General features: G+C 38.0%; 12 protein-coding genes. All 12 read right to left on the reverse strand.

Annotated elements, in window-relative coordinates; genetic code table 11:
• Window positions 1-108: 108 nt before the first annotated feature.
• The 12 genes from ACHABU_RS18700 to ACHABU_RS18755 all read right to left on the reverse strand — a co-directional run bounded on the left by ACHABU_RS18700 (window position 109) and on the right by ACHABU_RS18755 (window position 13,391).
• Window positions 109-1,305 carry a multidrug effflux MFS transporter gene (locus tag ACHABU_RS18700; protein WP_435766558.1) on the reverse strand — a complete coding sequence of 399 codons (1,197 nt, stop codon included), beginning with the start codon at window positions 1,303-1,305 and terminating at the stop codon, window positions 109-111.
• 208 nt (window positions 1,306-1,513) lie between these two features.
• The gene (locus ACHABU_RS18705) at window positions 1,514-2,437 is read right to left on the reverse strand and encodes an AEC family transporter (protein ID WP_435766482.1); all 924 of its coding nucleotides are present in this window, start codon (window positions 2,435-2,437) and stop codon (window positions 1,514-1,516) included.
• Between the two features lie 93 nt (window positions 2,438-2,530).
• Window positions 2,531-3,604, reverse strand: coding sequence for a Gfo/Idh/MocA family protein (locus tag ACHABU_RS18710; protein WP_435766483.1), 1,074 nt, complete (start codon window positions 3,602-3,604; stop codon window positions 2,531-2,533).
• A gap of 533 nt (window positions 3,605-4,137) precedes the next feature.
• On the reverse strand, window positions 4,138-4,998 hold the full coding sequence (locus ACHABU_RS18715; protein WP_435766484.1) for a sugar phosphate isomerase/epimerase family protein: 861 nt from the start codon (window positions 4,996-4,998) through the stop codon (window positions 4,138-4,140).
• On the reverse strand, window positions 4,995-6,005 hold the full coding sequence (locus tag ACHABU_RS18720) for a Gfo/Idh/MocA family protein (protein WP_435766485.1): 1,011 nt from the start codon (window positions 6,003-6,005) through the stop codon (window positions 4,995-4,997). Before ACHABU_RS18720 ends, ACHABU_RS18715 begins: the two co-directional genes overlap by 4 nt.
• A gap of 81 nt (window positions 6,006-6,086) precedes the next feature.
• Window positions 6,087-7,232: a Gfo/Idh/MocA family protein gene (locus ACHABU_RS18725; protein ID WP_435766486.1), complete on the reverse strand. Its 1,146-nt coding sequence runs from the start codon at window positions 7,230-7,232 to the stop codon at window positions 6,087-6,089.
• Window positions 7,229-8,092 (reverse strand): AraC family transcriptional regulator, encoded by an 864-nt coding sequence (locus ACHABU_RS18730; protein WP_435766487.1) that lies wholly within the window; start codon window positions 8,090-8,092, stop codon window positions 7,229-7,231. Before ACHABU_RS18730 ends, ACHABU_RS18725 begins: the two co-directional genes overlap by 4 nt.
• 146 nt (window positions 8,093-8,238) lie before the next feature.
• Entirely contained in the window at window positions 8,239-9,612 is a 1,374-nt protein-coding gene (locus ACHABU_RS18735; protein ID WP_435766489.1) for a hypothetical protein, read from the reverse strand.
• Between the two features lie 125 nt (window positions 9,613-9,737).
• Window positions 9,738-10,205, reverse strand: coding sequence for a nickel insertion protein (larC, locus tag ACHABU_RS18740; RefSeq protein ID WP_435766490.1), 468 nt, complete (start codon window positions 10,203-10,205; stop codon window positions 9,738-9,740).
• Window positions 10,206-10,253: 48 nt separating this feature from the next.
• Window positions 10,254-11,000 (reverse strand): nickel pincer cofactor biosynthesis protein LarB, encoded by a 747-nt coding sequence (gene larB / locus ACHABU_RS18745; RefSeq protein ID WP_435766491.1) that lies wholly within the window; start codon window positions 10,998-11,000, stop codon window positions 10,254-10,256.
• A 27-nt stretch (window positions 11,001-11,027) separates the two neighbouring features.
• Window positions 11,028-12,506, reverse strand: coding sequence for a gluconokinase (locus ACHABU_RS18750; protein ID WP_435766492.1), 1,479 nt, complete (start codon window positions 12,504-12,506; stop codon window positions 11,028-11,030).
• Window positions 12,507-12,620: 114 nt separating this feature from the next.
• Complete coding sequence (locus ACHABU_RS18755; protein ID WP_435766493.1) at window positions 12,621-13,391, reverse strand: SDR family oxidoreductase; 771 nt, start codon at window positions 13,389-13,391, stop codon at window positions 12,621-12,623.
• Window positions 13,392-13,405 lie beyond the last annotated feature (14 nt).

Consider the following 13,405-nt stretch of genomic DNA (forward strand, 5'->3'; position numbering starts at 1 on the left):
TTTTATGTTGAGATTTTAAGCTATCATTTTCATATTTCCATACCTTTCTAATGCAACTAGAAAACGACTGCATCTTCTAATCTAATAGAAAATGCAGTCGCCCTTTAGTTAATCCTTTTTAAAAGCAATAAAGAACGTAATGACAGCAATTGTACTACATGTAAAAATAACAATTGCCATTGGTATGGCGGATGCTTCTCCAGCTAGTCCAACGAGAGGAGCAACGATACCACCAAAGACAAATGGAAGCAGTCCTAGAAATGCGGATGCACTCCCCGCGGATTTTCCCTGTGTTTCCATGGCTAGCGAAAAGCCGGTGGTCGTTACGATTCCGACACTTGAAACAATAAGAAATAAAGCAATAGCCATATACAGTAATGAGAGTTGCTGCCAGACGACAAATACTAAAAATAAACTTCCGATAAACGATAAAAGGGTACCAGCACAAAGCAAGTGCATTTCTTTAAAGTAACTTGCTAATCGCCCAGTTAATTGTGCCGCAATAATGATTCCGATACCATTTAAGGCGAAAAGCAGAGAAAATTGTTGTGGTGAGACCCCATATATATTTTGCAGTATAAATGGTGAACCTGCTATATAGGCGAACATACTAGCCATTACCAATCCCTGTGTAAGTGCTATTCCCATAAAATATCGGTTCCTAAGTAATTTGCTAAATGTTTTAAGGACCGAAAACAGACCTCGTTCTGCACGATTTTCGTCAGCTAATGTTTCTGGCAAAAATAAAAGTACTGCTAATAAAGCAACGATGCCAATAAAAGCTAATACATAAAAGACGCCGATCCAGGTTGTAAAATTTAACACAACCCCTCCAATTACTGGTGCTAAGATAGGTGCTGCCCCGTTAACGAGTGCGAGTAAAGCAAGGAACTTTGTCAAATCTTTACCTGAATATAAATCCCTTGCCGCTGCACGTGCAATGACAACCCCAGCTGCTCCTGTAAATCCTTGGATAAAACGAAGCGTAATAAAAAAGGCAATCGTAGTACTCCAAGCAATGAGTAAAGAAGCTATCGTATAACCTATCAATGTAAGAATCAATAGATTGCGGCGTCCGTAAATATCACTTAATGGACCAAAAAAAACTTGCCCTAAACCAAGGCCGACTAAACATGCTGTTAAGCTCATTTGCACTAGAGATGTTGATGCATCTAAATCAGCAGCGACGTTTGGGAGCGCAGGTAAATACATATCCATTGACACTGCCCCGAAAGCCGTTAATAATCCTAAAACAAAAACTAGTCGAAGCTTGTATTTGTCCGTTTTTCTTTCTTTTGATAAGATATTTTCCAATTAGAATTCTCCCAAAAATAATAGTATTACAAATTATTATAGCATGGTGCATACCAATGTAAAAACAATCCAAAAATGCTCAAAAATATTACTGCACTTTTTACACAGTAATATCCTTTTCCGGTAGATTTTGACCACTCATTTGAAAATTTAGCGACGAGTTACGGCAGTCCCAAAGTTTACAAAAAGAGCGTGCTTTTCAAAATAGAATCCGGCCTACATAGATTACGATTGTAACTGTGAATGCACTGGCTAGCGTTGAAAACAATACAATTTGCGCTGCCAAATTAGGATGATTATTATATTCCTGTGCAATAACTGCACTATTTACAGACGTTGGCATTGCTGAGGCAATTAATAATGCTTGCGCGATAATCCCTTCAACACCAAAGATAAAAATAATTCCTAAAGCAATCATAGGACCTATCAAAAGTCGGATGATCATACTCAAATATACAGAAGATAGACCCGATTTAAATGTAATATTTGCGACTTGTGCACCAAGTGTCAACAGAGCTAACGAGATCATGGCATCTGCAATATAATTGGCTGGAATCCAGATGAAATTTGGAATCGGAACTTGAAATACATTTAACAAGATCCCTGATAGCATCGCGTACAAGACTGGCATTTTAAAGTAACCGAGTAAAGCTTTTAACTTACTTGTATTTACAGATTGCAAAGAGAAAATGCCATAAGAAAATAAAAATATATTTTGTAAAGTTAAAACAATAACTTGAATTGACATTGCAAATGGATCACTCTTGAACACTAAATCATTTACCGGAACACCATAATTACCTGAGTTAAAAAACATAACACTATTGGAAAAGGTGATCTTTTTCCTTTTGTCTAATCCTATCCACTTAGCCACAATAATAGATAAGATGTAAAGAACAGCAACATATAATAAGAAAAAGAAAAGTATTTGCATAAATAAATTGGCTGAAAAAGTAGTACTGTATAATTTAACAAATATAAAACCCGGCACAAGAAAGTAAATATTCAATTTTGCCAATGTCGGTATATTCAAGTCAAACTTTTTTTGCATAAAAAATCCGATACCCATAATGATAAAGATTGGTAGAATAATATCTTTAAGAATAGTGATTAATTCAGTCAACCATCATCCTCCTTTCTAAAAAGTTCTTTTCAAACACAAAAATCGCTGTCTTGGATCAGCCGATTACGGAGGTCCAAGACAGCTTATGAATTCCTATTTTGAAACTACGATTGCTTGTTCCTGTGCTTGCAAACATAGTTCAGCAGCTTTAAATGCATGTTCTTGTGTCATTGCATTCTCTGTGCGGTTTATACAATCTTTGATGAAGGCACCGAAGAATGGAAAGCCTACTTCACCTGACAGTTTATAATGCTTCTCGCCGTCTTTGTTTACCAGAAATAGATGATCACCTGTTTCTTCTCGGGCTACATCTACATATTTACGGATTTCTATTGTTCCTTCTGTTCCGGTAATAAATGTACGGCCATCACCCCAGGTGCTTAAGCCATCTGGTGTAAACCAATCCACTTTGAAGATTTGCGTTGCACCATTATCCCCAACTAATGTTGCATCACCATAATCTTCTAATTCTGGATGATCGGGATTATTATAATTTCCTACTTTACTGTGCAGGATCTCCGCATTTTCACATCCTGCATAATATAAAAACTGTTCAATCTGATGGCTGCCAATATCACATAAAATACCACCATATTGCTCTTTATTAAAGAACCAATCTGGACGACTTGATGCATTTAGGCGATGCGGTCCAAAACCGGTCACTTGAATGACCTTACCAATGGCTCCATCTTTTATAAGATCACCAGCGAATACCGCTCCTTCAACATGCAATCGTTCACTGAAATATACCATATACTTTTGACCGGTCCGTTCTACAACACGTTTTGTCTCTTCTAATTGAGCCATCGTTGTGAACGGTGTTTTATCCGTAAAGTAATCTTTTCCAGCTTCCATTACTTTGTTTCCTAATGCACTTCTTTCTGAAGGTATTGCTGCTGCCGCTACCAATTTGATTGATTCATCGCTTAAAACCTGATCAAGTGACTCTGCAGCCTGAACCCCTGGAAATTGTTCAATGAAATCTTTAACCTTTTCCGCGTCTGGGTCATATACCCATTTCAATGTTGCACCTGCTTCCAGTAATCCATTGCACATTCCATTAATATGACCATGGTCAAGTGCAACTGCTGCGATTGGAAACTCTCCCTCTTTTACGACCGGATTCGGTTTTCCTTTTGGTGCATATGTCATCCCATCTTTACTCATGAATGATCACTCCTATATTCCATATATTTTTATTAAATTGTTTTCACACATAAATTGTTGCCTTATGCCCCGTAGATTGAGATAAACTGCGAAGTAACTTCAGGTTGCAATAAGTAGGTGCTGTTATCGCCGTCCGGGATCGTTCCGGGCGGATGCTTTCCGCGGGCACGGCCTCAGCCTCCTCGCGGAAAACCACCGCTGCGGGGTCTTCGGACACGTGCTTTTCCCGCAGGAGTCACCACCCTTCACTCACCCGGACTGGTGAAGTTGTATGTTACTATTTTAGCTATTGCAGTATAGTAATTTCACGCAACCTTATAACTAGCTCTGGGAAATACACGGAGACTCCTACGGGAAGCTCACCAGCCGCCCGTGGAAAGCGTAGTGTATTTCCCAGAGCGGTCGCCGAAGTTTCTACATACTGATAGAAACCAACTAGCAGTTACTTTATACAAATTACGAAGGTTTAAAAAGCAACAAATCTTTTCGATGGGACGAGCAACCGGCAGTCCCAATGATTAAGTAGAAGTTAATTAGAACCAGTCAGCGTATCCTAGTTCTCTTAAGTTCTCTGCTGATAGTTTCAAACAATCAAACGGGTCTCTTCCGTACGTATCATCCTGCTCGATAAGGAAGTACTGTGCACCACTCTCAAGACCTGCTTCGATAATAGATTTTATATCCAGATTTCCTTCACCAACCTCAGCAAATTCGATTAAGTTCGTGAATTTCTCGAAGAATTTCTTCATATCTTCCAGATCCTCTTTATTAACATCCAGTTTGCCAATGCGGTAATCTTTCAGATGCAATAGAGAGATGCGTCCTTTATACTCTTTGATAAATTCAACCGGATTTACCCCAGCGCGTTGGATCCAGTGAACATCCAATTCAAAGCCTAGCTTGGATGTATTATTTTTGATAATATCCAGTAAATACTCGCCGTCATATTTTTGGAATTCGATATGGTGTGTATGATAGTAAAGTTCGATTCCGTGCTCAGAAAGCTTACCGGCCATTGCCTCTGCTCTTTCGATAAATGCCATAATTTGATCTTTATCACCCATCACTGTTAATGGAAGCATCCCTATACGCAAGAAATTACAATCAAGCGTTTTACAATCTTTAACAATCTTATCGAAATCATCTGTTAGCGTCTCACCTGGCGCTCCTGGCAGCATTGGTTCTAATGGTGCTGACATCGCTGCAATATTGATATCAAAATCTTTACTTGCTCTTTTTAATTCTTCGACATTTTCTTCTGTCATCGGAATTTGTGAGACTTCTACTGCACCAAATCCTAGTTCATGCAATTTTTTCATTGTTTCATACGCACCAAGCTCTTCCACTTTTTCTTTGAGCATCATCATTTGTACACCGATTTTTCCTTTATTCATTGATATACCTCCATTTTAATTTCACTTTTAATTTCAGAAGATCTACGAATTGCACTGATAATTTCCATCGACTTTTGCGCATCCTTTGCATGGATGTATTCCTGGCTGTCATTTTCGATGCAAGTATAAAAGTAATTGATTAGTTTTGAGTGGCTTGCCCCGTAATAGAATTTCGCTCCAGGAAGCTTTGCATCCTCAATAACTCTTTCCTTCTCACCTTTATCATTTGTTTTTGTCAAAATACTATCTTTGATCGTTAATTTACCATGTTCCAGAATAACCTGAAATTCAACGGAAGAGTTTGTTGCATTTGTAACTGTCGCAAAAAACAATCCAGTTGCACCATTTTTAAATTGGATGTTAGCTGTAGCAGTATCCTCAACTTCATAACCATAATCAAATAAATTATCAATAGATCCTCTAATCGTATTAATTTCTCCACCGATCAACTGCATTTGGTCCAGGGTATGGATTGCTTGGTTGATCATAACGCCACCACCGGCCTGTTTCATATTACCCCGCCATGGCTTTACATCATAATAGGATTTTGGTCTAAACCAGGTAACAAGTCCCTTTAAACCAGTAACCTTACCATACTCTCCACTTTCAACAATTTCCTGCAGTGTCTCAAAGGTTTCATTCAGGCGGTTTTGAAATGACACACAAAGTTTAATGTCCTTGTATTTTTCTTCTAAGTCTACTAGAGACATACCTTCTTCCGCACTTCTGGCTAATGGCTTTTCCAAAAATACATGGACACCTTTTTCAACACAAGCTTTTGCCGCAAGATAATGAAGGTAGTGTGGCAGGCAAATATGGATACAATCAAGGGTTTCTTTTTCCAGCATTTCATGGTAATCGGTATAAAAGACTGCATCCGATACTGTCGTCTTTAATGTTTCATCAATATCACAAACAGCAACTAACTCCACATTCGGATTATCTTGAATTATTGGGAGATGAATTTTTGATATATCACCGAGTCCGATCACTGCGATTTTCAACATGGGTTTTACCCTCCCTTAAAAGCTAACCCATTTCCTTAAAATTGGAATGGGTTAGCTTGATGTACTTACTTTTTTAGCAGATTAAGCTTTTTCTTCTTCAATCTTTTTGTTTAATTCTGCAAAATAAACGTCTTCATCAACTGGAAGTTCTACTTCTTTACCTAACCAGCTAGATAAGTGAATAGCGTTTGCTAATGCCACACCATTAATTCCGTCGCTACCTGGTGCGATAAGAGGTTCCCCATCAAGAATGTTTGCAGCAAAGTTTTCTAATACTGCCGTATGTTGTCCGCCCCAAACACTTTCAAATTCAAGAACTTCTGTTTCATAAAGCTCATCGGCATTGCCACCCATAACGAGCTTCGCAACCTCCATCATGCTCATCGTTTTGCTCATTTCACTTTCTGGTGTTCTAAGGCGCCTAATGGTAACTTTCTTGCTGTCGTCTACAACAATCTTCCCGTTGTCACCTAGAATTTCAAAACGGTCTGTTCCAATTGCATCATGTGTACAAGTAACAAATACACCTGTTGCACCGTTACCATAGTCAAGTATTGTTGTTACTTCATCTTCTACAGCTATATCTCTTTGATAGCCATATTTAACGTTAGAATATACTTTCTCAGGCATACCAGCAATCCATTGAAGAAGATCCAATTGGTGAGGTGCTTGGTTTACAAGGACACCGCCGCCTTCACCTTCCCAAGTTGCTCTCCATGCACTTTGTTCATAATAAGTTTGAGGTCTCCACCATGTTGTAATAATCCAGTTTGTACGGCGAATATTACCAATGTCTCCATTATCAACAATTTCTTTTACTTTTTGATAAAGCTCGTTCGTTCTTTGATTAAACATAATTGCAAAAGTAAGTTCTGGTTTCGTAGCAGCAAATTCATTTAATTCTTTTACTTGCTTTGTATAAACACCAGCTGGTTTTTCACCTAATACATGGATATCTCTTTTTAGTGCTTCAATTCCCATTTCAGGATGGAAATAATGCGGTACTGTCGTTACAACTGCATCTACATCTCCACTTTCAATCATTTCGATGTAATTATCATAAAACGGTGCGTCTGGATATTTTTCTTCAGCAACCGCTTTCTTTTCCGGGTCAATATCACAAATTGCACCGATTTCCATATTTTTTACTCTTCCCTCTAAGATAAATCCTGCATAAGCGCTACCCTGTGTACCTAAACCAATAATACCTAATCTAACTTTTTTCATATTCCATTCTCCTCACTATATTTTTTTTGACGATTACGTCGATACTCTTTTGGAGACACTCCTACATTATTTTTAAAATAACGACTGAAGTGTGAAACGCTTTCAAAACCACTATCATAAGCCACATTTTTTATTGGTTGGTCAAGCTCCATTTCAAGTAAGTATTTTGCTTGTGTTAAACGTGACGCCATTACATATTCCATAATTGTAAATCCTGTTATTTTCTTAAATATATGTGAAACATAAGACTTGCTAATATTAAGTTCTTGGGAGATGGAATCGATTGTCAGCTTGTTCATATAATTCTTTTGAATATACTCTGCTATTTTCTCTGCATGTTCCGTTGTCTCTGCCTTTTCTCCTGAAATCTTAATGGATTCCAATTGACCAAGACGATTTACAACGGTCAATACTTGCAGCAATAACCCTTTCAATTCAATCTCTCCATTAATATCATCTGGATCTGAAGTTCCTATTACCTCTGCCATACGGCAAATTAACCTTTCGAGTTGTTTTGACTCTTGATTTTCTTTTGTACGAATCAAACAGTGATGAAGCTTTTCAAAAACATGAAGTAAATGTAAGCCTCCCGCTTTATCCAGAACACCGCTAATCCATTGTGGTGAAAAATGTAGGGTGCTGCGAACATATTGACTGTTTGGTGGAACATTAGGCTTATGAAGTGCCATTCCATCCATTAGTAAAATGTCACCAGGCTCCAAATCATAAATCTGATTGTGAATTAAATACCTGCAAGAGCCAGCATGGAATACATATATTTCATATTCTCTATGGGAATGAAAATCCATATCGCTCCACATATGTTGAAGGTGATAGCCGACAACTAATGGGCTATCCAATAAAACCATCCCCTTTAGTGGCTATATTCCCATTATACACTTCTCCTAATCAATTTCATTACCCAAAACACCTTATTTTCCCCCTAAAATTATCCGAGACTGCTTTTTCATTAAGGGTTCCAGGCTATATTTATTAATGAGCCTTCCTATAAAAGGAAGTATGCAACAATTGATCCAACCAAACCAAACCCTAAAGCGTATGGTAGATTATTTAATGTAATACGATAAGGGTTTTGATTCGTACTTAAAGAAGTTAGTTGTACGATTAAACCATAGGCCCCAACGGTTAATGTAGCAACAGAGCTTGTTGCCAAAACGATGGCAAGACTTACTGGATTCATGGTTTCCAATAACGTTGCAATGACTCCACCTAGAATTCCAATCGTCGCAATTGGGTGAACACCAAACATACTCATAAAAATGAAAATTACCTGTATTAAAATAAAAACAAGCAATGGGTATTCAGAAACAGCAATGACTGGTTGTTGAATAAAGTCTAAAAATACTGACTCACTGATACTAACTTCAAAAAAAGATAATGATAGAAACAACACGATAAAGTTCTGCATCGTATTTGTTTTCATTTTCCATGTATTCCACCCAATAGCCCAGAAACTCCTGCTTCTTTTCATAAGGAAGGACCATAGAAACGCAAACGGGAAAATAAGGATTGTAACGGTAAAAATAAAATCTAAATTAAATTGATTCCCTAGGAAAATAACAAGGGTTAAAAATAAAACAAGCGCGATTAATAGATGAATAATTTTCTTAGTTAATTTCTTCATATTAATCGGAGACTGTTTCAATGAGTTATTGTTCCCATAGGAGTACTTCTTATAATGAAAACGTCCCCAAATGGAATCAAGTATAAAGGTAATACCTGCGATCAATAAAAGCCAAGGTAATAAGGAAACATAGTCCACTCCGGTTGTAAAGATGGAGACGGCTACTAATATTTCTAATGGACTCCATAATAGCGCTAATGTATAACCTCTAAGTGTTGCCGTACTAATAAATGAATTTCGCAGACTCCTTTTAAGGGAACCTAAATTTTCTTTTAATACATCCTGAGATATGGATGCTGCAGATAAATTTAAAAAGGATGCCAATGTTAATGTTGTAATGGAACTACGCGGATAGAGTTTCCCTAAATCAGAAGCATTCACATTTAATAGGTTATTCAGACTCCGATCGAACCTACCACTTCTTACTACACTGTTCATCCAAGGGAGCATTGCTAATAATGTCAATAGCGACATATTGGATGTTAAAAATGCCGGAATGGCGCGTATCGGTAGGTCTGTTGTTAGATAAGCAATAGCCCCTACGAATAAGAAGGCACATCCAAGAATTTTAAAGAGCCTAGAAGCACCAAAAAAGGATACAAGTAACATTAATATAGCAAAAATACCAATGATGTAATTTAAACGTTCACTTTCTAGAAATACATTTATTATATTGAGTAAAAATACAAAAGAATAAAAGATGTAAAGATAGCGAAAAATTGAATGTTGTTTCATTTTCCCTCCTAATATGTCCTCATTCCATCTTACTCCAACGTATAAAGAGAGAACCATTTCCTTTTATTTGTATACCAAACAAAGTAATATATAGTAGCTCCTGTGTCATCCACCAAGGAGCATTTTTATTTTTCTGTATTTCTCCATACTTCTTCATAAACCTTCTTCAATGGCACGTCATATTGTTCAGCTATTTTTCTGCATTCTTCATATTCCGGTGAGCTTTGAAAAACTTCGTCACTAGAAACTCCCTGCTTCACTGTTACGGGTCCCCATTTTGTTTCCACTATAGTAAACTTTCTCTCCATTCGATGGACGGTTAGTGGATAATAACGGATACCGAGTGTTGTTGTCTCTTTAAGTAAGATTTCCTTCATTTGATTAATTGCTTCTTTCCTACAAAGTAGTTGAAGCAATATTCCTGGGCGATTCTTTTTCATATAAATAGGGGTATAGAAGACATCATTCGCACCTGCGTTAAACAGTACGTCCATGACATAACCAAGCCATTCCCCCGAAATATCATCCAGGTTGACTTCCATTTTTACCATTTGATCATCGATATGTTCATGATTTGGTGGTCGATGATTCATCAAATACCCCCTCTCTATTTTCAGTACTACAATCTAACACATAAAAGTTTATTCTTTATTAGCCAAACGATCAATAACTACTGCGTTATAGGCTCCGCCAAATCCATTATCAATATTTACGACACTTATCCCGGATGCACAGGAATTCAGCATGGAAAGTAATGCAGATATTCCGCCAAAGTTTGCACCATATCCTACACTTGTTGGAACAGCAATGACCGGATGGGAAACAAGACCTCCAACAACACTTGGCAACGCACCTTCCATCCCTGCGACAACTACAGATACCGTTGCTTGTTGTATTTCTTCCAGATTATCAAATAGGCGATGGATACCAGCAACCCCGACATCATAAATACGGTGTACCTTACTTCCCAATACTTCTGCTGTAACAGCTGCCTCTTCCGCTACCCTTAAATCGGATGTACCAGCACAAACAATCGCAATATAACCATTTGTTTTCTGAACGGTTTCGGTTTGTTGTTTCCAATATAGAATTTGTGCAACATCATTATAGATTAATTCCGGATGTTGTTTTAAAACCGCCTCGGCTTTTTCTTGATTCATTCGTGTTACTAAAATGTCGTTACCTTTTGCTTTTATTGCTTCCATAATAGCTGTAATTTGTTCCGCCGATTTCCCTTCACCATAAATAATTTCGGGAAAGCCTTGACGTTTCTTCCGGTGATGATCCACTTTAGCAAACCCCAGATTTTCATATGGAGCAAGTTGGTCTTTTGCTTCTGCTACACTTAATGTTCCATTCTGAAGTTGTTTTAAGATTTCCTCCATCAAGTTACCCCCACTATGTTTACTTAAAATTTACTTAAAATAGATTGATAAATCTCTCGCCAGTTTTTCATATTTTTCAAATATCGTTAAATATTTTTCATGATTTTCTCTATTTGGTTGAATGACTTCTTCGGCAGGTAAGTTTTCTTTAATCGCATCAAAACTGTCTGCTTTTTGAATAGCTACCAACGCAGTCCATGCCGCTCCCCATGCAGCATTATGATGTGTATCGGAAATATAAATCTCACTACCGAAGACATCCGCCATAATTTGAACCCAAAATCGTGATTTAGAGAGACCACCATTGACAGTAATTTTCTTAGATTTCCCTGCCATCTCTTCTAATGCTTGACCAATCTGATAAATATTGAATGTAATACCTTCCAATACAGCGCGGATCAAATGGTCTTTGTTATGACCTATGCTAAGTCCGTAGAAATTCCCCTTTGCCCGTTGATTCCATAATGGGGCACGTTCGCCGTTTATATATGGCAGAAAGATAATCCCGTCGGCTCCAGGTTCTATATTCTCTACTCCAGCAAGCAGTTCATCATGGGTACCTTTGAACTCAATCATATCTTTAAACCACTGTAATACGATTCCACCATTATTGGTTGGCCCTCCAATAATGGAAGTGTCTTCAGAGAAGGCATACGTAAAAGTTTCCATTTCATCGTTAACTGGTGCACCTTCTACAAATTGTCTGATAGCCCCACTTGTTCCCATAGACACGTTTACTTCCCCTGGTGAGGTAGCACCACTGCCGAGATTTGCCAATTGGCCATCCGCCGCACCAATAACGAATGGCATTTCCGCTGGTATTCCTGTTTCATTTGCAACTGTTTCACGGATATTTGTAAATACTTCTGTAGGTGGAACGATAGGTGACAGTTGTTCCCGTTTAATTCCTGCCATGTCTAATGCTTCTTCATCCCAGTCTAATGTTTTAACATTCAATAATCCTGTTGATGACGCCATAGAATAATCGATAGCCGATTTCCCAAACCACTTCTGTAATAAATACTCTTTAAATGTCATATAATATGTCGCATTTTCATATGCTTCATCATTATTTTCACGCATCCATACTAACTTCATGAGTGGTGTCATCGGATGGATTGGTGTACCCGTCTTGGCATAAATGGCTTTCCCTTTTTCTGTTCCAATCAGCCGCTCCGCCTGCTCACTGCTCCGACCGTCTGACCAAATAAGCATATTGGATAAAGGTTCAACATTTTCATCCATACAAATCAATGAGTGCATGGCACATGATATTCCTGTTGCAAGTAGCTCGTATTGTTCAAGGTCCACTTTTTGGATAACATTTTTCATTGCTATACGACATGCATTCTCGACCTCTTGCGGGCTTTGTTCCACCCAGTCGGTTTTCGGGTAATATGTCTTAATCATTTCTTCTGTTTCAGCAATTAACTTTCCTTTCAAATCAAAGACGACCGCTTTAGCGCTCGTTGTTCCGATATCAAGTCCGATTACTAAACTTTTTTTCAATGCAATCACATCCTTTACAACTCTATGTTTTATTATAATGTATTCCATCTTGTTTATCTAAAGTAAAAAGACTTTGAAGGTGATTAATTCCTCCAAAGCCTTCATAAGTATTTACTATATTGTCATACTACCATATCCACCATCAACACGAAGCAATGACCCGGTAACAAATCCTGACGCTTTATCAGATGCAAGGTAGACTGCTGCACCTTGTAGTTCTTCCGGTTCTCCAAAGCGGTTCATTGGTGTATGGTTCATAATGGATTCAATACGATCCTCATCCAATATTTTACGATTTTGCTCCGCAGGGAAGAATCCTGGGATAATCGCATTTACTCGAATGCCATGTGGTGCAAACTCTTTCGCTAAATATTGTGTCACGCTGTTCACGCCAGCTTTTGATGCAGAATAGGTGAATACACGTGATAATGGTGTTGTTGATGAAACAGATGAAATATTAATAATGCTTCCTTGTCTCTTTTGTTCAATCATATCTTTCACAAAAATTTGTGTTGAGAAAACAAGCCCTCTTAGGTTGACATCCATAATATCATCCCACTCTTCTGCTGCAAGTTCCATGAATGGTGTCGAGCTGTTCTTACCAGGTGCATTTAAAATAATATCCCAGCCGCCTGACCATTCTTTAATTTCATTTGCTACACGTTCGATAGACTCAAGGTCACTAACATCTCCTTGAAAGGCTTTTGCAGAACCGCCTTCTTCTTCAATTTCTTTTACAACAACTTCTGCCTTCTCCAAGTTTCTTCCAACGATAGCAATTTTCGCACCTTCTGCTGCAAGGCCTTTAGCCATGGAACTTCCTAACGTACTGTTTCCACCGATAGCTACTGCTGTTTTCCCAGTTAAATCAAATAGTTTACTCATTTCAATTCCCCCAT

The organism is Oceanobacillus sp. CF4.6 (assembly GCF_051262635.1).
GTDB lineage: Bacteria > Bacillota > Bacilli > Bacillales > Amphibacillaceae > Oceanobacillus.

Excerpts from the sequence above, each read along its gene's own strand:
- ACHABU_RS18710 (WP_435766483.1), bottom strand. The coding sequence starts at position 3,604 with ATGAGTAAAGATGGGATGACATATGCACCAAAAGGAAAACCGAATCCG.
- ACHABU_RS18715 (WP_435766484.1), bottom strand. The coding sequence starts at position 4,998 with ATGAATAAAGGAAAAATCGGTGTACAAATGATGATGCTCAAAGAAAAA.
- ACHABU_RS18720 (WP_435766485.1), bottom strand. The coding sequence starts at position 6,005 with ATGTTGAAAATCGCAGTGATCGGACTCGGTGATATATCAAAAATTCAT.
- ACHABU_RS18725 (WP_435766486.1), bottom strand. The coding sequence starts at position 7,232 with ATGAAAAAAGTTAGATTAGGTATTATTGGTTTAGGTACACAGGGTAGC.
- ACHABU_RS18735 (WP_435766489.1), bottom strand. The coding sequence starts at position 9,612 with ATGAAACAACATTCAATTTTTCGCTATCTTTACATCTTTTATTCTTTT.
- larC (WP_435766490.1), bottom strand. The coding sequence starts at position 10,205 with ATGAATCATCGACCACCAAATCATGAACATATCGATGATCAAATGGTA.
- ACHABU_RS18755 (WP_435766493.1), bottom strand. The coding sequence starts at position 13,391 with ATGAGTAAACTATTTGATTTAACTGGGAAAACAGCAGTAGCTATCGGT.